23 protein-coding genes are annotated in these 20619 nt (G+C 70.1%); 5 read left to right on the top strand and 18 right to left on the bottom strand.

What is annotated here, in order from left to right; all coding sequences use genetic code 11:
- Window positions 1-53: 53 nt before the first annotated feature.
- From ACZ6MA_RS31455 to ACZ6MA_RS31465, 3 genes are all read right to left on the bottom strand, one after another.
- The gene (locus tag ACZ6MA_RS31455; protein ID WP_469438018.1) at window positions 54-542 is read right to left on the bottom strand and encodes a GNAT family N-acetyltransferase; all 489 of its coding nucleotides are present in this window, start codon (window positions 540-542) and stop codon (window positions 54-56) included.
- Window positions 536-664, bottom strand: a complete 129-nt coding sequence (locus ACZ6MA_RS31460) for a hypothetical protein (protein ID WP_469438020.1) — start codon at window positions 662-664, stop codon at window positions 536-538. Before ACZ6MA_RS31460 ends, ACZ6MA_RS31455 begins: the two co-directional genes overlap by 7 nt.
- Window positions 665-1119: 455 nt before the next feature.
- Complete coding sequence (locus ACZ6MA_RS31465) at window positions 1120-1257, bottom strand: hypothetical protein (RefSeq protein WP_469438022.1); 138 nt, start codon at window positions 1255-1257, stop codon at window positions 1120-1122.
- Window positions 1258-1633: 376 nt separating this feature from the next.
- Here ACZ6MA_RS31465 and ACZ6MA_RS31470 point away from each other — a divergent pair, with 376 nt between their 5' ends.
- Both ACZ6MA_RS31470 and ACZ6MA_RS31475 read left to right on the top strand, forming a co-directional pair.
- Window positions 1634-2287, top strand: a complete 654-nt coding sequence (locus tag ACZ6MA_RS31470; RefSeq protein ID WP_469438024.1) for a DUF7691 family protein — start codon at window positions 1634-1636, stop codon at window positions 2285-2287.
- Between the two features lie 548 nt (window positions 2288-2835).
- Complete coding sequence (locus tag ACZ6MA_RS31475; RefSeq protein ID WP_469438141.1) at window positions 2836-3300, top strand: lamin tail domain-containing protein; 465 nt, start codon at window positions 2836-2838, stop codon at window positions 3298-3300.
- Between the two features lie 150 nt (window positions 3301-3450).
- Here the strand turns inward: ACZ6MA_RS31475 and ACZ6MA_RS31480 are convergent, their stop codons facing one another.
- Window positions 3451-4059 carry an SMI1/KNR4 family protein gene (locus ACZ6MA_RS31480; protein ID WP_469438026.1) on the bottom strand — a complete coding sequence of 203 codons (609 nt, stop codon included), beginning with the start codon at window positions 4057-4059 and terminating at the stop codon, window positions 3451-3453.
- A gap of 71 nt (window positions 4060-4130) precedes the next feature.
- On the opposite strand from ACZ6MA_RS31480, the gene ACZ6MA_RS31485 reads away from it, so the two are divergent.
- On the top strand, window positions 4131-4421 hold the full coding sequence (locus ACZ6MA_RS31485; RefSeq protein ID WP_469438028.1) for a hypothetical protein: 291 nt from the start codon (window positions 4131-4133) through the stop codon (window positions 4419-4421).
- 303 nt (window positions 4422-4724) lie between these two features.
- On the opposite strand, the gene ACZ6MA_RS31490 is transcribed toward ACZ6MA_RS31485, so the two are convergent.
- Both ACZ6MA_RS31490 and ACZ6MA_RS31495 read right to left on the bottom strand, forming a co-directional pair.
- Complete coding sequence (locus ACZ6MA_RS31490) at window positions 4725-4982, bottom strand: transposase (protein ID WP_469438030.1); 258 nt, start codon at window positions 4980-4982, stop codon at window positions 4725-4727.
- Between the two features lie 431 nt (window positions 4983-5413).
- Window positions 5414-5980 carry a hypothetical protein gene (locus ACZ6MA_RS31495; protein WP_469438032.1) on the bottom strand — a complete coding sequence of 189 codons (567 nt, stop codon included), beginning with the start codon at window positions 5978-5980 and terminating at the stop codon, window positions 5414-5416.
- 918 nt (window positions 5981-6898) lie between these two features.
- Between ACZ6MA_RS31495 and ACZ6MA_RS31500 the strand changes: the two genes are divergently transcribed.
- Entirely contained in the window at window positions 6899-7636 is a 738-nt protein-coding gene (locus tag ACZ6MA_RS31500) for a DUF6193 family natural product biosynthesis protein (RefSeq protein WP_469438034.1), read from the top strand.
- Window positions 7637-7947: 311 nt separating this feature from the next.
- The gene (locus ACZ6MA_RS31505) at window positions 7948-8688 is read left to right on the top strand and encodes an NUDIX hydrolase (RefSeq protein WP_469438035.1); all 741 of its coding nucleotides are present in this window, start codon (window positions 7948-7950) and stop codon (window positions 8686-8688) included.
- Between the two features lie 165 nt (window positions 8689-8853).
- On the opposite strand, the gene ACZ6MA_RS31510 is transcribed toward ACZ6MA_RS31505, so the two are convergent.
- From ACZ6MA_RS31510 to ACZ6MA_RS31565, 12 genes are all read right to left on the bottom strand, one after another.
- Window positions 8854-10020 (bottom strand): bifunctional class I SAM-dependent methyltransferase/NUDIX hydrolase, encoded by a 1167-nt coding sequence (locus tag ACZ6MA_RS31510; RefSeq protein WP_469438037.1) that lies wholly within the window; start codon window positions 10018-10020, stop codon window positions 8854-8856.
- Complete coding sequence (locus tag ACZ6MA_RS31515) at window positions 10017-10619, bottom strand: class I SAM-dependent methyltransferase (RefSeq protein WP_469438039.1); 603 nt, start codon at window positions 10617-10619, stop codon at window positions 10017-10019. The genes ACZ6MA_RS31510 and ACZ6MA_RS31515 overlap by 4 nt, the downstream gene beginning before the upstream one ends.
- Entirely contained in the window at window positions 10616-11023 is a 408-nt protein-coding gene (locus ACZ6MA_RS31520) for a hypothetical protein (RefSeq protein WP_469438041.1), read from the bottom strand. The genes ACZ6MA_RS31515 and ACZ6MA_RS31520 overlap by 4 nt, the downstream gene beginning before the upstream one ends.
- Before the next feature lie 13 nt (window positions 11024-11036).
- Window positions 11037-11900 (bottom strand): MFS transporter, encoded by an 864-nt coding sequence (locus tag ACZ6MA_RS31525; protein ID WP_469438042.1) that lies wholly within the window; start codon window positions 11898-11900, stop codon window positions 11037-11039.
- Window positions 11897-12529, bottom strand: a complete 633-nt coding sequence (locus ACZ6MA_RS31530; protein ID WP_469438142.1) for a hypothetical protein — start codon at window positions 12527-12529, stop codon at window positions 11897-11899. Before ACZ6MA_RS31530 ends, ACZ6MA_RS31525 begins: the two co-directional genes overlap by 4 nt.
- A gap of 113 nt (window positions 12530-12642) precedes the next feature.
- On the bottom strand, window positions 12643-14598 hold the full coding sequence (locus ACZ6MA_RS31535) for an ABC transporter ATP-binding protein (RefSeq protein ID WP_469438044.1): 1956 nt from the start codon (window positions 14596-14598) through the stop codon (window positions 12643-12645).
- Window positions 14595-16487, bottom strand: a complete 1893-nt coding sequence (locus tag ACZ6MA_RS31540) for an ABC transporter ATP-binding protein (protein ID WP_469438046.1) — start codon at window positions 16485-16487, stop codon at window positions 14595-14597. Before ACZ6MA_RS31540 ends, ACZ6MA_RS31535 begins: the two co-directional genes overlap by 4 nt.
- Complete coding sequence (locus tag ACZ6MA_RS31545) at window positions 16484-16948, bottom strand: NUDIX hydrolase (protein WP_469438048.1); 465 nt, start codon at window positions 16946-16948, stop codon at window positions 16484-16486. The genes ACZ6MA_RS31540 and ACZ6MA_RS31545 overlap by 4 nt, the downstream gene beginning before the upstream one ends.
- Before the next feature lie 430 nt (window positions 16949-17378).
- Window positions 17379-17903, bottom strand: coding sequence for a hypothetical protein (locus tag ACZ6MA_RS31550; protein ID WP_469438050.1), 525 nt, complete (start codon window positions 17901-17903; stop codon window positions 17379-17381).
- Window positions 17904-18140: 237 nt separating this feature from the next.
- A complete protein-coding gene (locus ACZ6MA_RS31555) occupies window positions 18141-18917 on the bottom strand; it encodes a glycosyltransferase family 2 protein (RefSeq protein ID WP_469438052.1) in 777 nt (258 codons plus the stop codon).
- Window positions 18914-19486, bottom strand: coding sequence for a helix-turn-helix domain-containing protein (locus ACZ6MA_RS31560; protein ID WP_469438054.1), 573 nt, complete (start codon window positions 19484-19486; stop codon window positions 18914-18916). The genes ACZ6MA_RS31555 and ACZ6MA_RS31560 overlap by 4 nt, the downstream gene beginning before the upstream one ends.
- Window positions 19487-19528: 42 nt before the next feature.
- Window positions 19529-20596 (bottom strand): endonuclease/exonuclease/phosphatase family protein, encoded by a 1068-nt coding sequence (locus ACZ6MA_RS31565; RefSeq protein ID WP_469438055.1) that lies wholly within the window; start codon window positions 20594-20596, stop codon window positions 19529-19531.
- Window positions 20597-20619 lie beyond the last annotated feature (23 nt).

Here is a 20619-nt window from a genome sequence, read left to right on the forward strand (position 1 = left end):
GGCCCCCGTCCCGGCGGAGGGCCATCAGCGGGCCGAGGTCGTTGAGCTTCATGTCAGGCACCCCTCTCCAGCGCGTACAGCTCGTAGGGGACGGTTCCGTCGTTGGTGTGTCGGTCGGCCGTGCCGACGTGGGTGAACCCTGCTTTGACCAGGACGCGGCCGGAGGCGGGATTGTCGGGGTGATGCATGGCCTCCAGCTGGTTGAGGCCGGCGGTGGTGAATGCGACGTAGACGACCTGGGTGGCGGCCTGGGTGGCGTAGCCGTTGCCCCAGCTGTCTTCCCGGAGGATGTAGCTGATGGTGCCCATGGACGGCGTTCGTCGCCGCAGCGAAATCAGGCCGACCAGCTCGTCCTCGGCGACGATGCCCCAGCTCCACTGCACGCGCGGAGTTTCGGCAGCTCGGGCGAGGGCCTTGCGGATCTTTTCATGGGCCTGGTCGAGAGTGAGGGGCCTGCCGGTGGTGTGCCGGATGGAGGCCCCGCTGTAGACGCGGGTGAGCGCGGGAGCGTCGTCGAGGGCCAGGACGCGCAGGGTCACCATGCGGCGGTCAGCTCCTTCGCGGTGGGCCAGTCGGCGGGGTCGGGGGCCAGGCCCGCGGTGATGGCGCCCTCGAACTCGAGGAAGCGCCACGGCCGACGGCCAACCACCGGCCACCGTCCCATGTCCCAGCGCTCACCCGGTAGTCGGGGCTGAGGGCGCCAACGGCGGTGAGGCGAAGGAGGTGGTCGCCCTCCTGACCAACCCGGCGGCCTTGTCGCGGGCGTCGTCACCGTCGGGACTGTTGGCCTTCAGCGCGACGGCACGCTTGGTGCCCTGGATCTTCCAGGGCCGGGAGCCGCGCCGGTCGCTCAGGACCTGGATCGCGGTGGGCTCGCCGGTGTGTCCGGTGAGGACGGCGACGGCTTCGCCGGGGGAGCAGGTGGCCGGCCCATGTGCGGGTCTCCTTCCACTCGGTGGGGATGTGCTCGAACACGTCGCGGCCGTCGTCGTCGGCCGCGGCGAGCGCGGCGGCCAGGTCGGGGATCGCGCTCAGGAAGCGGGGGTCGCCGCGACGGACAGCGGCCCTCACGGGGAGGCCATGGCAGCGTGGACAACTGCACCGCCGCACCGAGCACGTTCACCGGACGCCGGAACTTCGGCAAGAACGCCTCATCGCCGGGGTGAGGGTGAAGTAGCGGATCAGCTCGCCCTTGCCGATCGCCGGGAACGACTGCAGGCCCTCCAACTCCTCATCGGAGAACACCCGCGTCGCCACCCCGCGCTCCCTCGCACCGAGAACCTCACCGGCCCAACCAGCCCAGGCAGGATCGGCAACGCGCACGCGTGAGAACCACCAGTTCAGGACCTCAACAGCGGCTTCGGGTTGCTTTCTCGGCGAAAGCTACGGAGACCTCCGCCCCCTGCGGTAGCCCGCTCGCGGTAACGGCCGGCGCGGCGCTGAGACGCCCCCGGTCCCACCAGAGTCTCACGGGGGCGGGCTGTGAGTAGGCATCCTCTCGGCACCCGCACGGCCACCACCACTCGAACAGCCCGCCGGGCTTCGTCGTCCGGCGCACCCCTCCCACCCCGGAATCGTCTGTGAGACGGTCGGGGACGCCGTGAATGTCAGTGCCCTTTGGCAGCCTGATCACATGAGCAAGATAGTGAATTACAGCATGGCGAACCGCGGTGCGGTCGCGCGATTCCTCCCCGCACGGGACCTGACCGACGACGAAAAACTGCGCCTGGGCGGCATGAGGGAGGACGCGCGGGCGCATCAGGACGACCTCGATGCCCAGGGCGTGGACTGGGGGCTGTCGGTGCAGGACGCCCTGGAGGAACTGATCGCCGGTCGGGCAGACTCCACCGCCGAGTACGCCGGCAGCGCCTACTTCACGGCTCTCCAGGTCATCATCGACCACAACGCGAGCGACCCCTCCACCCTGGCGACCTACCGGAGCCCAGCGACCGTCTTTGCGTCTCTGGACGAGGCGTTGAAGGCCGCGGGCGTGTCGGTGGACCTGCTGCCCAGCCAGTACATTTTCAGCGGCCCGCCCTCGGAGATCGGTTTCTACATTCCCCGCCCGCTGGAGGGCTCACCGGAGATCGGGTGCTGGCCGCTGGCGAAGGCCGGGCCCGCGATCAACGCTTACCGCGCGGTACTGGACCGGATCGACACCGACCTGCGGTACGAGCTGGAGGAGCTGATCGAGGCTCTCGACAGCTGGTACGCAGAATGGCATCAGCGCCAGGGTTCCTGGTGGTGGGCAGAGGACGGCTCCATCTTCTTCTCGATCACCGGCTGACCGGCAGGGCCGGCCCACCGCAGGGGGCGCCGAAGTCTCTGGACGCCCATTCCGGACGAGGTCCGAGGCGACCATCAGCGGATCTACGAACTCATAGCCTCTGGCATCGGCACCACGGACGAGGCCTGACACCGGAGAAGCCGTGCCCGACCCGCCCCGGCCCCGTCGATGGCCGACTGGTGCGGCGCACCACGCCGTCGTACACCGCTTATACCTGGGCGGAAGGGTGGCAGCCGGCGCAGTGCCCGATGGCCGTGTTGCCCGTGGCGGGATGAGAGCCCTTCACGTTACCCAGCAGCAGATCAGCCACCTATGCGCCCTGAGATGCGCCAGAGGCGTCAGGAGCGGCGCAGGGCGGGTGGTGTGCGCTGGGGCGTGAGCGCGGGGCGTCGTCGGGTGGTGCGAATGTCCGCCTCGTGTAACACGTGCTGGAACCTTCAACCTTGGGGCGTCAGGTGGCGCACAGTGATGTTTCTCGGCGTTTCGCCGGGATCTTCATCAACTGGCACGGCCCGCTGGGCTGTGCCCGAAAGCAAGGTTTTGCTATGATTTCAGCTGCTATCGCCCGTGTTGCTGCTACCGCCGTCGCGTGCGGCGCGGTCCTCGCCACAACGGTCCTCCCCGCGACCGCGGTCACCCATGCCAGCCCGGGCCGAGCGACCTCGCCGGTCGTGATCGGGAAGATCCAGTACGACAGCCCCGGCAAGGACGACCGCAGCAACTGGAGCCTCAACGCCGAGTGGGTCGACATCGTCAACACCGGCCGCCACGCGGTGAACCTGAAGGGCTGGACCCTGAAGGACGCCGACCGGCACACCTACCGCTTCGGCCACCTGCGCCTGGCCCCCCACCACAAGGTCCGCGTCCACACCGGCACCGGCCGTGACACCGTCCGCGACGTCTACCAGAACCGCCGCGCCTACGTCTGGGACAACTACCGTGACACCGCCACCCTCCGCAACGCCAACGGCCGCACCATCGACGCCGAGTCCTGGGGCTACCGCGGACGCTGACCGATAGGCAGAAGCCGCCCCTCACACCCCGCACAGCGGTGCGTCCCGAGGCTCGAGGCCCGGGACGCACCGCTGTGCGCTATCCAGCTACCTGCTCTGGCGCGGCCTGGCCGCATGGTTCGGCGAGGAGGGGTGGCTGACTGCGGATTCTCAGGTTTGTGAGAGATCTGTGTGGTCGCGGTGCTGCCTGAGGATGCGGTCGGCGGGCGCTCGCAAGGCGGGTGAGGTCAGTTCCAGGTCGCGGTTGTTGCGGCCGTCGAGCATGTGATCGAGCCAGCGTTCGTACCAGGCCAGGAAGTCAATGGCCGAGGAGACGTTGGGGCCCCAGAAGCCATCGGCGTTTCCGGTGACGACACGGCCGCCCAGCGGACCGGTGACCCCCAGGAGCACCAGATCAGTGCACCCGGCCTCGATGATGTGCAGAAAAAGATCGCCCCGGTGAGGCGGGAGGCCCGCGGCAGTGAATCCCCGAGGGGATCCGGTCTCTCCCGGGGGATCCATCGTGTACAGCCGGCAGGACTTCAGCGGCAGGAGACCGTAGAAGGGGGATGCCCCACTGCCGCCGAGGGTGGTCAGGAAGGTGCGGTAGGAGGTAGGCAGTTCGACACCACGGTCGGCCTCAAACCTTGCCACTAGGGCTTCGGTCAGCGGTGGATCGAGGCGGAACCGGTGCTTCTCCTCGCCGAAGGAGTGGCTTCGAACCGCGGCATAGGGGACTTTGGCCAGCTTGCGCCGGATGCGGGTGACTCGGGAGTCCATGTGAACTCTTCTCTCTGTTCTCCCGCAAACTACCCGGCCGCTGACATCGGTGACCACCCTACGGGCGGCCGGTGCCGCCACTCTTCGGCAGCACGCGCCGCGCGGACCCGGCGCAGGGCACCACCGCGGTCGCCGCCTTCCACCGCCACGTACACGGCCAGAACCAGACCGCCCTCGGCGACCAGCTCGGCTACGACAAGACCTACATCTCCGCCCTGGACACGGGGAGGCGCACCATCGACGACGCCACCGTCCGGCTGGGCCGCCGCGTCCGCGTCCAGCTCGGCGCGGTTGGCCGAGAGAACGCGGACCCTGCCGCCAGGGCGGCCCGGAGACGGGAGATGCGGAGGGGGCCCATGTAGGCGGGAAGGTCGGCCGGGGCGACCCAGGCGGCGTCGCGGATCTCGTCCGGCTGAAGGCGCAGTGACGGGGTGGGGGAGCAGGACTGTGCCCAGGTTTGATCGGCCGGCTCGACGGCGATCCCACCGGGCGGCTCCTTTTTGGAGGTCCTCCTTTTTGCCGCCTCGGCGGCGTGCTGATGAGCATGGCAGACTGTGGAGTCGACGTTGGCGTCCCAGGTGATCAGGCCCTCGGCGTCCGCGTCGGTGTGGAGCCGGGTCAGGGTCCTGGCCCACGTCCCGTCCCGCTGCCAGCGCCGGAACAGGTCACAGGCCCGGTCCCATGGGCCGAAGCGATTCAGGCAGATCACGCCACGGAGGCCCAGTGAGGGCTCGCCACCGTATGTCGTCTATCAACTGCCGCCGGGGCCAGACCTGAGGCCGCCCTGGCTTCTTGCCTACCGGCAGCAACGGTTCCAGCCGGGCCCACTGTCCGTTCGTCAGGTCTCCGCGTCCCACCCCGAGATCATCACAGGTTTTGATCAGGAGTCTCCTCCGCCGGAAACAACGGGTTCCCGTCCTCACCCGTGAACGGCGGACGGGACGGCAGGTGCCCTAACGCTTGCCAGACAGCGTGGGCGGCAGCGAACTTCACGTCGCCCGGACCGGTATCTGTAGGAGCGATGGCGATCCCGGTGACCTCCACCAGTAGGCTGCGGACGCCGGTAGGCAGTTCCCTCAGCGCGTACCAGGCGCCATCGCGTGCTTCCGCCTCGGCACCAGTGTCTCCCGCGCCATCAACGGCTGCCGGGTGATTCCAGCGGAGTACATCCGCACGAACCACGACCCCAGCACTCGTCGCCGGGACCACGCGCACGCTGACCTCGGCAAAGCGCGCCCAGCGGTTCGTCTGACGCCGCCGTCGAAAGCTCCCATCCAAGACCTGAATCTCCCGTACTACCGATGCACCAACTGCCATTTCCACAACAGGCCCTAGACGGGGGAGCCTTGCTGGCTCAGGCTTCGATCCGTATCCAGGTGTCGCCGGCGCGGAGCCAGAGGATGCCGTCGCGGCCTTGGGCGCAGCGCATGACAACCGGACCGGGTAGCCGCAGCCTTTCCTGGGCGGTGATCACCCAGGCATCGTCGACGAGCTCCGCGCGGCTCAGCTCGACGCCGGGGCTGTTGTGGAACCGGTGGGTGAGGAGCATTCGGGTACCGCGGACGGCGATGCCGTCGGTGTCCTTCAAGGGGTTGCGGTAGCTGCTGATGCCACCGGTGGCGGGATCGACTCGGGACAGGAAGGCACCCTTGTGGCTGTACCAGGCGAGCCAGACCACGGCGTCCTCGGTGGCCCCCGCGCTTCCGCCGAGGGGCCATACGGGGAGCCGTCCTTGAGGGCTCCAGGTGTGGATGCCGTCGGTGTCCCAGCGGGCCAGGCCGGCACTGGTCTCCGGGTGGTCTCCATAGATGCCCTCATCGCCGTACGAGGTCCAGATGCCGTCGTCGCGGTCGGTGACGATGTAGTCGATGTCGTCGCCGATGCAGAAGTGACTCACCGGGTGTCCCCCGGGGGAGTTCACCGCCGCGTTCCTTTCCCAGATCCCGTTCCGGTCCCGGCCTACACGCCCTGGTGCCAGCAGGAACCGCGCTCCCGAGAGCAGGGCCAGGTGGCTGGTCCACGCGGCTATGCCGGTTACGGGGGTGCGGTGTTCCGTCCCGCCCGAGATCACGACCAGTACGCCGTTGCACGGAGCCGTCACGCTCCATCCGACCCATCCCTTGATGTACGGGGAAGGGCTCAGGTGTCGTTTCTGGACCAGCATCACCGCGAGTTCGCTACTCGGCCCGACGCTCCACCACAGAGCCCGCCATCCAGCTCGGGCATCCTCAAGGGGCAAGCTCCACACGACAGGCAGTTCGCCAAGCGCCATCGGCATTCACCTTTTAGTCTCCAGGCCCCAACGGTGCCCGAAGAAACGCACGTTACCGGACGGCGGCTGCAGCGTTTCGACCAGCCGCCCTGGGCAGCGAAGGCGAGCTGTTTCTCGGTCTTCTCCGGGAGCCACATGCGTCGCTGTCGAGAAAGGCGAAGTAGGCACGCTCGATCGCGAGGTTTGCGGTGCGGGTCCACGTCGTAGCCGACGACACGGTGACCCACCTCTGCGGCACGTACCGCCAGCGGAAGCCCTGCGTAGCCCCGACCAGCGACAACACGCAATTGAATGGCGCTGCGGCTGACGCCGTGCTCGCGAGCCAGGCCCTCGAGGTCCAGCTCCTGATCGTCGTCGACGGCGAGCTCCGGCCCCTCCGGCGGGCTGGTCGTTGAACCAGACCGGGAAGATGGGTGAGCGTGGAGGACTGGGCCGAGATCCGGCGGTTGCACCAGGCCGAGAAGGCACCTACGAGCCCAATGAGTACGGCACGCACATCCGGATGAGCAACGAATAGCGCCGGGGCCGCCCGCCCCGGGAGCCGGCGGCCCGGGCACACTCGGAGCCGTGCCCACACATACTGATCCCTCCGTCCTGTACCCCGAGGTCGCGGCCTGCGGCAGCCTCGCCACAGCGCTCCGGGCCGAGGCGGACGGCTGCCTCGGCGCCGTCCCCGTCACCTCCCCGGACTCCACTCCACTGCTCCGCGCGACCGCTGGCAGCACCCTTCCTCACCGCGGGCCGCTGGAGATCAACGCACGGTCACACGAACGGCGGTGGTCGATCCGCGGCGCGGAAGCGTTCCAGGGCATGCCCCTCGTCGAGGGCAGCACGGACGACCTGGCGGAGCTCGCCAAGGCCGCCCGGGCGTGGCACGACGGAACGTCGCTGGCTGGCATCCGTCAAGCGGTACCGTTCGTGCACCTGACCGGCCGGTTCGAGGTACCCGACCACGATCCAGCGCGCTTGGCGAAATCTGAGTGGCAGAGCATGCGCCTCGAGGCGGGCGAACTGGAGTACGTCTGGAAGGACTCGTACCAGGCCCTGATCGAGGCGGCGCACGCCGAAGCGGCGCTGCGCGCCCTCTACCCGTTCACGAGCCACTGGGCGCTGCGTTTCTCGAGCACCACCCGCCCGTGCCTGACCGTTGTCGGTCCGTGCCTGATCGCGAACAGCGACGGCACGTATGTGGTGGGCCGGGACTTCACCGGCGACCTCGGCCGGTTCGCCACAGCGCGCGAGGCCGTGGCAGCGGCCGTACGCGCGCTGCCCTCCGGCCTCGGCCCGGTCACCCTCGGTGCATGACCCAGCCCACACCAGAAGCGCTCCAGCGACGGAGAACCTGTATGTCCACCGCAAACAGCAACCGTGACCCCGCGGGTTTCTTCCCTAGCCCTTGAGCGGGTCGCCGGGCAGGCCGGCCTTGCTTACGCGGTGGTTGGCTCCGGGGCCGGCAACCCGGGCCCGCGACCACACGCTATCGACGACACTGACCTGGTCTTTCGGACATCCTTGAAGGGGCGAGGCTGCGGGGTACCTGGCATTCTCCCAGGTGGTCGACCAGTCGCGCTGGACGGTGAGGGACGCGAGCCGGGGGTGGGTTCTACGATGGGCCGGTGACCGAGACACTGCCCCCTGTGGGCATTGACCTCTTCGAGGCTGAACGGGTCTTACTGGCCGAAGCTGCGGAGCCGCCGGTGCCGTCCTGGGATGCTGAGGCCCGGGACCGGGTGTGGGACATGGCGGTGCGGGCCAACCCCACTCTCTTCGACGGGCCTGTGGTGGCGTGTGGGGGGCTGGAGTGGACGGGCCCGCGCGTCCTGCGTCTGTCGTGGGTGCGTGTGACGTACCGGCACTACGCTTTGCGTCGCGTTCCCGGCGCCACCGCGCTGCCCTCGGTGTTCGTCAACGTTGTCCAGCCGACCGACGACGGCCGTGTGCTGGTGGCGAGGATGTCGCCCTCTACGGCCGCCCCGGGGCGCTGGCAGCTGCCAGGGGGGTCCCTTGAGCCTCCCCAGGGCGGGGCGGTGCTGGACGAGTCGGCGCCGGCCAGCCAGGCCGCGCGGGAGCTGGTGGAGGAGTTGGGGATCGGCGCGGCTTTCGAGGACCTGAAGCTGTGGGTGGTTACCCGCGGCGATAACGGCAGTGTCGGCCTGACCTACCTGGCGCCGGCCCTTCCCGAGGCAACTCTGCGCGCGGCCTTTACCGCTGTTGCGGCAGCCGAGCGTGCCCAGGGCCGTGAATCTGAACTCGACGGCATTGCCCTGGTGCGCTCACCGGACGAACTGGCCGTTCTGGCCGGTCCGCACGCGGACTACCTGGAGCCGGTCGTCCGCCGTTTCTGCGGGTGCCGCTGACGTCAGACGCTGGAGAGGAAGTCGCGTCCTCGTTCGTCGAGTTCGGCCACGCACCGCAGGCCACGGGCCCGGAAGCGTGCGAGGTCGCCGCGCATGCGGGAGACCGCCTTGCGGGTACGGACGGAGCGGACACTGCCCCTCCCGCAGCGGAAGCTGCGCTTTCCGCTACCGATCCCCGTGGGCCAGTCGGTACACACGGGCGGGCGGGTGATCAATGCCCAGTGCCGGCTGCCACGCCCGAAGGGCCTGCGCGGACGGCACGAAGAGCGGCCCCGGCAGCGCGTCCGTCCTCGCCCACTCCCACCGGCTCACCAGCTCCGGTTCCACCGCCGTCGGGCTCCCCGCGTGCACGGCGACCACGGCGACGGCGGTTGCCCGGTTGGTGCCGCCGACCTCGTCGAGCAGCAGTGCGATCACCTCGACCTTGTCCGTCTGAGCGGACAGCGATGTCTCCTCGCGCAGCTCACGGACCGCGGTCTCCTCAAGGGATTCCCCGGGCTCGACCTTCCCGCCGGGGCACTCCCACACCCCGGACCGGTGCAGACCCAGAAGAACCCGCCCCTCGGCATCGGTGACGATCACGCACACCCCCAGAGCGGTCTGGGCGACGGGCGGGGCCGTCGTGCGCGGCCGGCTGGCCACCCGAGCGCACCGGCGGGCGCTGATGAGCTGGCAGCGCACCGGATCGTCATCCGCGGGCGACGGCAGAACGGCGACGTCCTCGACGAGGAACCCGGCCTCCACCAGCAGGTCCTCCCACAGGGCCGGGGTGAGGACCCACATCGAGGTCGTCAGCATGCCGTCATCGCCCAGGCGTACGCCTTCGGGGCGTGGGTGGACGGTTGAGGAGGGGCCGACACCGTCCCGGTTGGTGTGCAGAACGGAGAGGACCAGGCGTCCGCCGGGCCGGATCCGGGGCGCGAGCGCCGGCAGGAGCTGGTGGGGGTCGACGAAGCCGAAGGAGTGCATGGCGTACGCGACGTCGTAGGGCTCCGTCTCTTGGCGGAGGTGCTCGAGGATGTCGGCCAGGATGAAGCGCACGCCCGGCTCGTCCTTGCTGTAGCGGTCGAGTGCCCGCTGGTGCTGGGTGGGGGAGCCGTCGACCGCGTCGATGACCGCGCCGTGGGCGCGGGCGAGGTGCACGGCATAGCGGCCGGTGCCGCTGCCGATGTCGAGGACCCGGCGGCCGGCCAGGTCGCCGAGCACTTCGTCACCGGGCCCTCCGTCCCAGAACGTCCAGTTGGCGCGCTGGGGTTCGGGCGGGTTGGTTCCGCGATCGAGGTGATAGCGCCCGAAGTCCGTCCACACCTCGTGATCGGCCGTGTCGCTCATCCGTGCCCCCTTGTCTCCGTGTCGTCGGCGCTCGTAGCCCGGAGGGCGTAGCAGCGCAGCGTCCCCAGGTCCGTGGCACGGACCGTGCCCCACCGGCTGGTCAACAACTCCTCGTCCAGACCCGTGATCCCAACCGACGCGTGCTCGGGGGGAAGGCGGTCGGCCATCGGGGTGACCACCCAAAAGACGCCGCCGAAGTCCAGAAGGCTGCGCACGCGGTCGAGGAAGGCCGGTTTGTCCTTGATGAACGCGAAGAGCAGGCGCGCGGTGATCAGCGCGAAGGCGCGCTGCGGCAGGGGCGGAGGCTGCACGGCTTCGATGTCCGCGCAGCAGTACTGCACCGGCCCGGCGGTCGGCTCGGCGAGAGGGGGGGCAACCGGAGTGCAGTCCAAGCCCGTGACCTGATAGCCGAGATGGGCGAGGTGACGGGTCAGCGCGCCGTCGCCGCACCCGATGTCCAGCGCGAGGCGCCCACGGCCAGGGCCCGTGTACTGAGCCAGGAGCGCGGTTTCGGCGTCGGTGAGCGGGCTGTAGCGGCGGCCCGATGCCCACAATCTCCCCCAGTAGGCGGCTGGGTTGTCGATCTCGTCGGTGGTCACGCCGGTTCTCCTTCCGGGCGGGGCTGAGAGACGGGAGCTGTGTCGGGGACGTGGTGCATGGTCCGGATCGAGGAGGCGAAGAGCACGCCGAACGGGATGGTGAGGGCGGCGGTGCCGAGGGCGAGGGTGTTCCACACGCCGACCCAGGTGCCGGCCGCCCCGGCGGCGAGGGCGGCGAGCGGGCGGGTGCCGTAGGTGATCCACTGCCCGGTGGCGAGCATCCGGCCCTGCATGCCCGGCTCGCACACGGCCTGGCGGATGCTGCGCTGGGTGGAGCCCTGCGCGGTGGCGGCGGCCAGCTGGACGAACAGCCCCACGGCGACGGCCACCTGACCGGGTCGGCCGGGCCCGACCAGCAAGATCGGTAGTTCGGTGAGGGGGAGGAGGGCCAGGGCGGTGAGCATGACCCGGGCCGGGCTACCGGCCCACGAGTGGGCGGACGACGAGCGCGCCGGCCACGCCGCCGAGCGCGGCCACGCTCAGCAGGGTGCCCAGCGCGGTCGCCGAGTAATGCAGGTCGCGCAGCAGGTACACCGACCAGATCGTGGTGATCACGGCGAAGGCACCGGTGAAGGCGGTGCCAGTCAGCAGCAGCGGCCGGATCGTGGGGTGCCGCACCACGTAGACCACGCCCTCCTTCATCTCGTGCCGCATGGTCGTCTGCGCGGGCCGGTGCGGCTTGGGTTCGGGGGTGCGGATGCTGCCGAGGAGCAGGGCGCAGGCGAGGTAGGAGGCGACGTCGAGGTAGAGGGAGCGGGCGGCCCCCAGGACGGCCACGACGGCGCCGCCGAGCTGGGCGCCGGCGCTGTCGGCCAGCGACGAGATGGCGCCGACCTTGGCGTTTGCCTCGAGCAGCCGGTGGCGGGGCAGCAGGGAGGGGAGGTAGCTGATGCGGGCGGTGGACCCGAACACGGTGGCCGTCGTGCTCAGCAGCGCCACCGCGTACAGCACCTCCAGCGACAGACGGCCGACGGCATCGGCCAGCGGGACGACGGCGAGGACCAGGCCGGAGACGAGGGTGGTGCCGATCATCACGGGGCGTTTGCGGTGGCGGTCGGCCAGGGCCCCGGCGGGAAGAGCGAACAGCAGCGGCGGCAGCCGCTCGGCGAACGCCAGGAGGGATACCTGCCACACCGAGGCGTGCAGTGAGACCACGGCGATCAGCGGCAGGGCCACCGAGGTGACGCCGCTGCCCACGAGGTCGACCGCGTTGGCGCCGAAGTACCGGGCGAAGTCCTGGTGCCGCCAGAGGCTCCCCTCTCCCGCCGGGGCGTCGCTCACCGCTGCGCGCCCTTCTTCACTGCGTCGGCCGGCCCGCGCGGGCCGGGCACGGTGGCGTCCTGGTACTGGCGGACCTGCATCTCGTACAGCTTGCTGAGGGAGGGGGCGGTGGTGTAGGTGAACGGTTCGCAGACGTCGGTGCTGTGGTGGCTGGCTGCGGTGAGGGCGGCGGTGAGGCGGTCGCGTGCTGGCAGGTTGGCGGTGGCTGTGGCGTGGAGGGCGCCGAGGGCGAATTCGTTGCCGCAGCCGACGGCGGCGTATCCGTCGGCGGGCTCGGCTACCTGGTAGTCCGCGTAGACGATGAAGAGGCGGCCGTGAATACCGACGAGGAACGTGCCGGCCTTCTCCTGTTCGGATTCCTTGCGCGCCCAGCCCGCTTCTTTCAGGCAGGTGCGCAGCTTGTTGACGAACCGGGTCGTCATGAAAGCGTCGAGGTCGCCCTTAGGGTTGGGGGCTTTGAAGGCGTGGTGCAGGAGCTGGCCCATGCGGAAGCTGCCGCAAAAGCCCAGGGCGTAGGGGCCGTTGCGGAAGACCTTCGGGTCTTTGCGGATGGTGAGTCTGCATCCGGAGATGCCGGCGGAGTCCCCGCCGAGGTGGACCCGGTCTTCTTCGATGAGCCCGACGATCACGGTCAAGATGCGCTCTCCTATCGGTTCTGTCGAGTTCGCGGAACCTTGTGTCGGGAGGGGGGAGGGGCGCTCGTCGCCCGCAGCGCACGGTCTTCCCTCCGCCCCTCCTGGGGTCAGGCGTCTGCGGATTCCCCTTTCCGGGGAGCAGGCACGGTCCCGTTCCCGTACTGGGCGGCCTGGAGTTCGTACAGCTCCCGGTAGTGGCCGCCGGTGAGGGCCGTCAGCTCGGCGTGCGAGCCCGATTCGAGGAGCCGTCCTTGGTGGAGGACGTAGATGATGTCCGCGTTGGCCGTGGCGGCGAGGCGGTGGGTGATGAGCAGCACGGTGGTGACGCCGTCATCGGTGAAGGAGCGCAGCGAGTCGAACATCTCGATCTCCGCCTTCGGATCGAGCGCGGCCGTCGGCTCGTCGACGATCAGCAGGTCGCGTTCCCTGTAGACGGCCCGTGAGACGCCGATGCGCTGCCACTGCCCGCCCGACAGGCGCACTCCGCGTTCGAAGTCCTTGACGGCGATGGAGTCCCACCCGTGGGGCAGGTCCTCGACCACGGTGCGGATGTCGGCCCGCTCGGCCGCGGCTTCGATCTTCTCCTGGTCCAGCGGCCGGTCGGCGTCGCCGATGTGGACGTTGGCACGGACGGTCATCGGCCAGCAGTCGACGTCCTGCGGGAGCAGGGCGATGCGGTCGAAGACGCTTTCGCGGTCGGCTTCCCGGACGTCGACGCCGTTGTAGGAGACGGTTCCCGTGGTAGGCAGGTAGAGGCCGGCGATGAGGCTGGCGAGCGTGGTCTTGCCGGACCCGTTCTCGCCGACCAGGGCCACCACCTTGCCCTTGGGGATGGTGAGCGACACCCCTTGGAGCGCGTCACGCTCAGCGCCCGGGTAGCGGAAGGCGACGTCCTGAAGGACGACGTCGACGCCCTCGCCCTCCACGCGGGCGCCGTGGTCGGGGATGGCGTGCTGGGCGCCGAGCCGGATGGAGTGGTTCATGTCGGTCAGGTACAGCGACTCCTCACACATGCGGTTGAGCTGGGAGACGATCTGGTTGAGGTAGCCGGTGGCATTGCGGATCGCCAGCACCGCTGTCCCGGCCGCGGCCAGCGGCATGCCGCCGGCGACCAGCAGCCACCACAGCAGTCCGTAGGCGACGATGCGGGCGGTGCCGGACATCGCCGCCGTGACGATCTCCGTCTTGGCTTCCGCGCGCGCCAGGCGAGCCTTCTCCGCCGCCGCGGTGCGGCCCATGTCCTGTTGCGCGTGGATCAGCAGCCGTCCGGCGCCGTGGACACGTAGTTCCGGGGTCGCGCCGGCCCGGGTAATCGGCCAGAGCAGGACGTCGGTGGCCCGGCGGTGGTCAATCCACGCGTGCTGGGAGGCGTAGGCGCGGCGCATGACGACGACGGCGCCCCACCATCGCGGCGCCGCGATGAGCAACAGCGCGGCGAGCAGCAGGGGGTGCAGGGTGGCCAGGACGATGCCGGCGGCCCCCAGGCTCATCAGGCCGCTGATAATCCATACCGAGTGAGACAGCATGCGCTGGACGGAGTTGGTGCCGTACTGCCCGAGGGCGAGCTGGCGGTGGATGTCCTTGTCTTCCATCGCGGACATCTCGACCCGCGTCATCATGCCGTAGTACGCCGTCCGGCACGACAGCTCGATCTTCGGATACAGGCGCCCCTCGATCTGGGTGATCAGGCATCCCAGGAGCACCGACCCGGCCGAGGAGGCGCCGCCGAGCAGCAGCGCGGGCAGGGCCTCGCGCAGCTTGGCCGGGGTGGGGCCGTCGGCGAAGAGGTGCACCAGCACCTGGTTGGTGGCTACGAGCAGGAACGCGGACATGACGCCGGAGGCCAGCTGCGCGGCCACGAGCACGATCAGGGCGCGGGGGTCTTCGCGCCACGCGATTCGGCCGACCATGCCGAGCATGCCGGGGAACTGCCGGGCCATCGCCCAAAAGCTCATGCGGAGCAACGGGTCGGAGTACTTCGCCCATGCCTTGTCGTGCCGCAGCGCGCCGGAGAACAGCAGCTTCTCGCTCTCCGACAACGGCGCCCGATTCGTGGCCGTCACTGGCTACCCCCTCGGTCAAGGCTGAGTTCGTGCAGCTCCTGGAAGAGCCCGCCTGCCTTGGCGAGCTGGTCGAAGGTGCCGTGCTCGACGATGCGGCCCTTGTCCATGACGACGATCCGGTCCGCGACCTTCGTGTTGGCCAGCCGGTGCGTGACCACCACCGTGATCCGGCCCGGGGCGATCTCGCGCAGCAGCTGGAACATCTGGTGCTCACCACGCGGGTCCATGTCCGAGGTCGGCTCGTCCATGACGACGACGGCCGGCCGCCGGTACAGGACGCGGGCGCAGGCGATGCGCTGCCACTGCCCGCCCGACAGCGACACTCCGCCCCACAGCTCCGCCGCGAGGAGGGTGTCCAGGCCGTGGGGCAGTTCCTCGAAGGCGTCCCGCATCCCCACCGCGTCGACGGCCTCCCACACCCGCTCGTCGCCGGAGGCGACCGGCTGGCCCAGGGTGATGTTGTCGCGCGCGGAGACGGGCCAGTAGCCGAACTGCTGGGTGACGAAGCCCGTCTGCTCCCGGATCTGCTCGGCATCGACGCGGGACAGATCGGCGCCGTCCCACAGGACTTGTCCCTTGTCGGGGGTGTAGAGGCCGGTCATCAGTCGGGTGAGGGTGGACTTGCCCGACCCGTTCTCGCCGAGGACCGCGATCAGTTCGCCCCGGCGCAGTGTCAGCGAGAGCCCGTCGACGGCGGGCCGGTTCTTGTTCGGGTAGGTGAAGACCGCGTCCCGGATCTGGATCGTCTCCGGTCCTTGCGGTGCTGGGACGGTGCCGGGCGCGGGCATGAGGGCCTTGGACCGTTCGATGAACTGCTTCCAGTCCCCGAGGAACAGCGACGAGTGGAACAGGGATGCGGCGTAGTGCACGACGTTGGTCAGGTTCCCCAGGGCGGTCCGCACGGCGAGGACTGCGGTGGCCGCGATGGCCAGGGACATGCGGCCGGAGACGGTGAGCCACAGCAGTGTGCCCCACGCCAGCGACAGGCACAGGCCACCGAAGACGGCCGCGATCAGGTTCGCGCGCAGCTGCCGGCCCGCCCCGGCCAGGCTCCGCTCGTCCAGGCGCTTTGAGAGGGTCCGGTACCAGTACGACAGGTACCCGGCCATGCTCATCCCGCGGACTTCGTCGGCGAGCTTGCTCGCGGTGACGAACCAGCGCATCATGCCGCGCACGTTGCGGTTCGTGCTGTTCGCGGTGTGCACCTGGTGCTCGATCCGTGCCTCCGCCATCGCCCCCACGCCCGACGGCAGCACCGCTAGGACCAGCACGGGAAGCATCAGGGGGTGCAGCACGGTCAGCACGCCGAAGGCGGCGATCAGCTTGATCATTGCCGACATGAACGACTGCACGTCGTAGATCAGCCGGTCACAGCGCACCGACCCGGTCTCGGCCGCCTCGTGCTCCTCGGAGAACTCCGGCCGCAAGAACGCGGCCAGCTCCACCCGCAGCATTGCCTCGACCACCGCGACGTCCGCCGCCGTCATCAACCGCGGCTTCAGCCGGGCCACCGACCACGACGCCAGCCCGTACGCAACCCGCCCCACACCGGCCGCCACCGCGATCACCACGAGCGCCGGCAGCGCCTGATGCACCCGGTGCGAGACCGAACCGGACCCGAGGATCGGCACCATCGCGCGCGCCGTCGCGGCCAGTGCCACCGCCGATCCGATCCCGTAGACGACCTGCGCGCCGACCATGACCAGCACGTCGCGGCGGTCGATCCGCCACGCCATGCGGAACACCTGCGCCAGCACGGCCGGGATCGTCGTTACCAACTGCCAGAGGCCGTACCGGTCGAACGCCGACTTCGTCCATTGCGCCTTGCGCTCGATGTCCACCGGCTCCGGATACGGCAGTCGACTGCGGTCCTGCGCGGTCGTCTTCATGTGGCCCCTCCCGTCGGCCAGCCGTGCTCGGACAGCAGGGCTCCGGCGCAGAATTGCTTCAGGGCGGCGGCGGTGTACGGCACGCAGTCAGCCGGCGGCCGGGCGGGGTCCGCCCACACCAGCTGCGAGCACTTCTCCGGCTCCCGAATACTCGGCTGGCCCGCCCACCGCTGGGTGGTGAACACCATCCCCATGCGGCCCTCGCCTTCGGGACTGCGGTGGTGGATGGCATGGCAGAACTCCAGATCCCGGCGCCGGACCGTCACCCCGACTTCTTCGGCGACCTCACGCAGCGCGCCGGCGGTGACGCTCTCGCCCTCCTCCAGGTGTCCGCCGGGCGGGCAGAGCAGCCCGGAGGCATACACCGCGCCCGCACGGCGCAGGAGAAGGACCCGCCCGTCGTCGCGGACCATCAGCACCATGACGTCGACAACGAGCCGGTAGCGCGGCGGCTGCCTCACACCTGCCTCCCCGTGATGGTCCCGGCGCGGCGGCCGTGCCTGGCTGGGTCGTGTTCGAACCTCAAACGCACCCCCGTGGCATTCGCGGGTCGGTCCTGGTGGTGATGCACTACGCCTCCTCGTTGACGGTCGGGTCGGACGAGTGATCGGAAGAACGGCCCCCGGACGGGTGCGGTCACGGCCTGCCGAGGGCGTTTCGTCGTGCAGGAATTCGAGCGGCCGTCAACGGCCGTGTGGCAGCTGGGCAGGCGGCTCGGAGGGCGGTGTGCGATTCACCCGGCCGTGGCCGCTCACCCGATTCGGGGGTTGCGTTGCTCCCGGAAACGGCACCCCGCCGCTCGTCGGCCGGTCGCCTCGGCTTGGCGGGTGGCGTTGCTTTGCAGCTGGCCGGGTGACGCCCCGGAAGGAGCCTCACCACCCCGTCGGTGGCCTATGGTGCGGCGAAGGTGACGGTCTTCCCGGCCTGGCGGGGTCTCGCGCCTGCGGGCGCCCGGCGCGGCTTTGCGCTGCCGGATCTGGCCGGCGGTACGGGGGCGTCGCCGGACAGGGCTTGGTGGAGCAGGGCGGGGTCGGTCAGGCCGCCGGGCGGGATGACCCAGCGAACGTCCCGGCCGCCGCGGCGGGCGCCGGGCAACGGCAGCTCGATCACGGTGCCTCTACGCAGCAGCCGCACACCGTGCAGGTTCCATCCCAGCGCGGGCTGCTTGTCGATGAGGAACGTCCAGCTTCCGTGATAGATGCTGGCTACAACGGGGCCGATGTTCTTACCGAGTTGGGGCAGGGCTCGCTGTCCGTCGACCGCGAGGACCCTTATCGCCTCCCACTCCTCACCGCACCGAGCGCGGTGGACGCCGGCCAGGGGCGGCTGCCCTCGCCGGTGACCGTGTCTGGGTTTGGCCGGGACCCCGTACGGGTCGAGCGATACGGCGGTCCATTGGGTGAGAGGCGTGGTCATGTCAGCTCCGGCGGATGGTGGCTGAGGCGAGCAGGGAAAGAGTCAGGGCCGCGCAGTTGGGTCGGTCCACGGCGAGGTCGAAGCCGTTGTCGGTCGCGGTGAGGCTGTGAACGGCCCGCCGGGCTTAGCGAGAGCGGCATGCACCCGCCCTCCCTGGGGGTACGGGTGACGGCCAGGACGTTGCCGGGCCCGCCGAGGAGGCCAATGAGGGGGCAGCGGTGCCGAAGAGAGGTGTGTTCACCGGCCACACCTCAGGCGGGCCCGGAGCCCGGCGGGGTTGTACGGGTAAGGGCGCAGAACACGGCTGACCGGGACCTGGTGCCACCGGGCGCGCTTCCACAGGGCCCTGATGGTCAGATCCTGGGAGCGGATGCTCCGGTAGACCACCGTTTCTGGCACCACGGTCACCAGCCGCCCGTCCTTCTGGATCCGTGAGACCAGTTCTCGCGCCCCGTGGCTGGGGTGGCGCGGGCCGGGGGCTGCGGCCTGGTGGTCGAACCTCAGTTCTTCGGCTCGGGGCATGCCGAGGTTGCAGCCCGACAGCTCGTAGGGAGGCTCGAGCTCGCACGGGCTCTCGGGCCAGTGCGTCGGCATGAACAGGGACAGAGCGTCGGGGGAGAGCACCGGGGTGCGGGCGGTGGTGAACCGGGGGAGGACCCGTCCGCCGGCCAGACTCGCCCCGCTGTGCGTCAGGGCGTGTACCAGGCCGCGGACCCAGCCGGCGGCCGGGAGGGCCTCCGGGCTGGTGAGGAGGATCCAGCGGCCGGTGGCGGCCTCGATGCCGGTGTTGTGGGCGTACGACAGGCCAGGCCGGGGCTCGTGCACCACCCGCGTCGGCACCCACCACCTCCGCAGCGCCGTGGCGTCGATGACCGGTCGGGGCCCGTGGTCCACCACGACGACATCGATCTCACCGAGGTAGGTCTGCACGGCCAGGTTTGCGAAGAGCCTGGGCAGTGCCTGGGCGGTGCCGCGCACGGCCACCACGACGGTGACGGGTTCCGGGCAGGTCACGATGCCCGCCCGTCTGCGGGCGCGGTGGAGGGGGTGCCGGTCCCGGGCAGCAGGGTGTACTGCCAGGCACGGCGCACGTTGTGGGCGGGGGTTTCGGCATTCAGCTTGGCCATCAGGCTGCGGTTGATGCGGGTGAGGCTGTCCAGGGAGAGCATCCGGGACCCGCTCAGGTGCTGGAGGGTGATGCCGCCGGTGTGGGCGAGGAGCACCATCCACTCGTTCGAGTCGAGCACCGGCGCGGGGGCGCTGACCTTTGCGGGCGTGGGGAAAGCCCGGTGGCTGTAGGCGCGGTGGACCAGGAGGGACATCCGTGGCGCGCAGCCGAGCGCGCTGGCGGCGGAGGCGAAGTAGGACGTCAGCGTCGTCTGCTTGATCCCCATGGCTTCGGCTGCCTGCTTCCTCGTGCGGCCGAGGGCGATCAGGGTGATCGCGGTCAGCAGGTGAGGGTTGAGGAAATCCGAGGCGACCAGTGCCTGGTACTCGGAAGCGGGCAGAAGAGGCGCGAGAACAAAGCCGTAGGGGGCCGGGGAAGACGGGGCCGGCGTGCTGGGAGTGGAGGCAGGAGGCATGGAGTCGGCTTTCCGAACGCGGCGAGGGCAGGCCCGGGGGCTTTACAGGGCCGGGGCGTGGGCGGGGGCGGGGCGGGTCCTGGCAGGTGCGGGGGAGTGGGCCGGCTCAGGGTGTGGGTGGGGCGAGGTCGAGAACGACGGGCAGGTGATCCGATAGGGCTCGGGTTGTCTCGGTGTCGTGGACGGTGGCTGCGGCGATCTGGTCGACGGCGTGAAGTTGGCCAGGATGAAGTCGGACCGGTGATCCACCGCCTCCGCCGGGCTCCAGTAGCCCGACGCGCGGTGCGGAGGCTCGCCGAGCACGTCGAACGGGTCGTGGAACCCTGCCCGCTCCAGCATCTGGATGGCCCGCCGGTCGGTGTCGCCGAACTGGCCCCCCGCAGTGAGGTGGCAGTGGCGCGAGCGGAGGTTCGCCGGGATCCGGACCCAGTCCGGTTCGGGGTCGTGCGGACCGATCGTGTTCAGGTCACCGGCCAGCACCACCCGCTGTGGATCCCCCTCGTAGGTGCCCCCGTAGCCAGTGAGCCACCGCGCCTCGGCGTAGCGTTCGTCGCCGCCGAGGAAGCACAGGTGAGTGAACAGGACAGTCAGCAGCGGCTGTTCTTTGATGGAGAGCCGGGCGCGGCCGAGCCCGTGATAGAACGCCCCGCGGGCGGCGTCCGCCTCGTAGTCCTCGACCCGTACGGTGCTCGGCCGGTAGAGCAGCGCGAGGTGGTTGCCGCGCCCGCGTCGGGAGAGCACCGGGGGCAGGGGCGCCATGCCCAGGGCGTTGGCCGCATGCCACAGCCGCCACCAACCGCCCTCGTCCCACCGGCGCAGCTCTTGCAGAGCGATGACGTCGGCGTCCAGCGAGGCCAGAAACTCGACCTGTTGCTGGAGCCGCCATTCGCCGCCGTCGGAGTCGATGCCGCCGGTGAGGGTGTTGTAGGTGACCAGCCGGGCCGTGTCCGACACCTGGTGTCGAGTCTCGGCGGTGGTGTGGTCGGTGGTGACCAGCCAGCCGGTCGCATCAGAGACGACGTGCTCGTTGACCGGGCCCTCGTCCCGGCAGGCGGCCAGTAAGCGGGGCCGGGCCGGGGAAGCGGTGACGGCGCGTACGGGGGTGCTCAAGACGGTGTTCCCTTCGGGCATGC

The organism is Streptomyces sp. NPDC042259 (assembly GCF_055582085.1).

Excerpts from the sequence above, each read along its gene's own strand:
- ACZ6MA_RS31455 (WP_469438018.1), bottom strand. The coding sequence starts at position 542 with ATGGTGACCCTGCGCGTCCTGGCCCTCGACGACGCTCCCGCGCTCACC.
- ACZ6MA_RS31460 (WP_469438020.1), bottom strand. The coding sequence starts at position 664 with ATGGGACGGTGGCCGGTGGTTGGCCGTCGGCCGTGGCGCTTCCTCGAG.
- ACZ6MA_RS31470 (WP_469438024.1), top strand. The coding sequence starts at position 1,634 with ATGAGCAAGATAGTGAATTACAGCATGGCGAACCGCGGTGCGGTCGCG.
- ACZ6MA_RS31480 (WP_469438026.1), bottom strand. The coding sequence starts at position 4,059 with ATGGACTCCCGAGTCACCCGCATCCGGCGCAAGCTGGCCAAAGTCCCC.
- ACZ6MA_RS31510 (WP_469438037.1), bottom strand. The coding sequence starts at position 10,020 with ATGAGCGACACGGCCGATCACGAGGTGTGGACGGACTTCGGGCGCTAT.
- ACZ6MA_RS31520 (WP_469438041.1), bottom strand. The coding sequence starts at position 11,023 with ATGCTCACCGCCCTGGCCCTCCTCCCCCTCACCGAACTACCGATCTTG.
- ACZ6MA_RS31540 (WP_469438046.1), bottom strand. The coding sequence starts at position 16,487 with ATGAAGACGACCGCGCAGGACCGCAGTCGACTGCCGTATCCGGAGCCG.
- ACZ6MA_RS31550 (WP_469438050.1), bottom strand. The coding sequence starts at position 17,903 with ATGACCACGCCTCTCACCCAATGGACCGCCGTATCGCTCGACCCGTAC.
- ACZ6MA_RS31560 (WP_469438054.1), bottom strand. The coding sequence starts at position 19,486 with ATGCCTCCTGCCTCCACTCCCAGCACGCCGGCCCCGTCTTCCCCGGCC.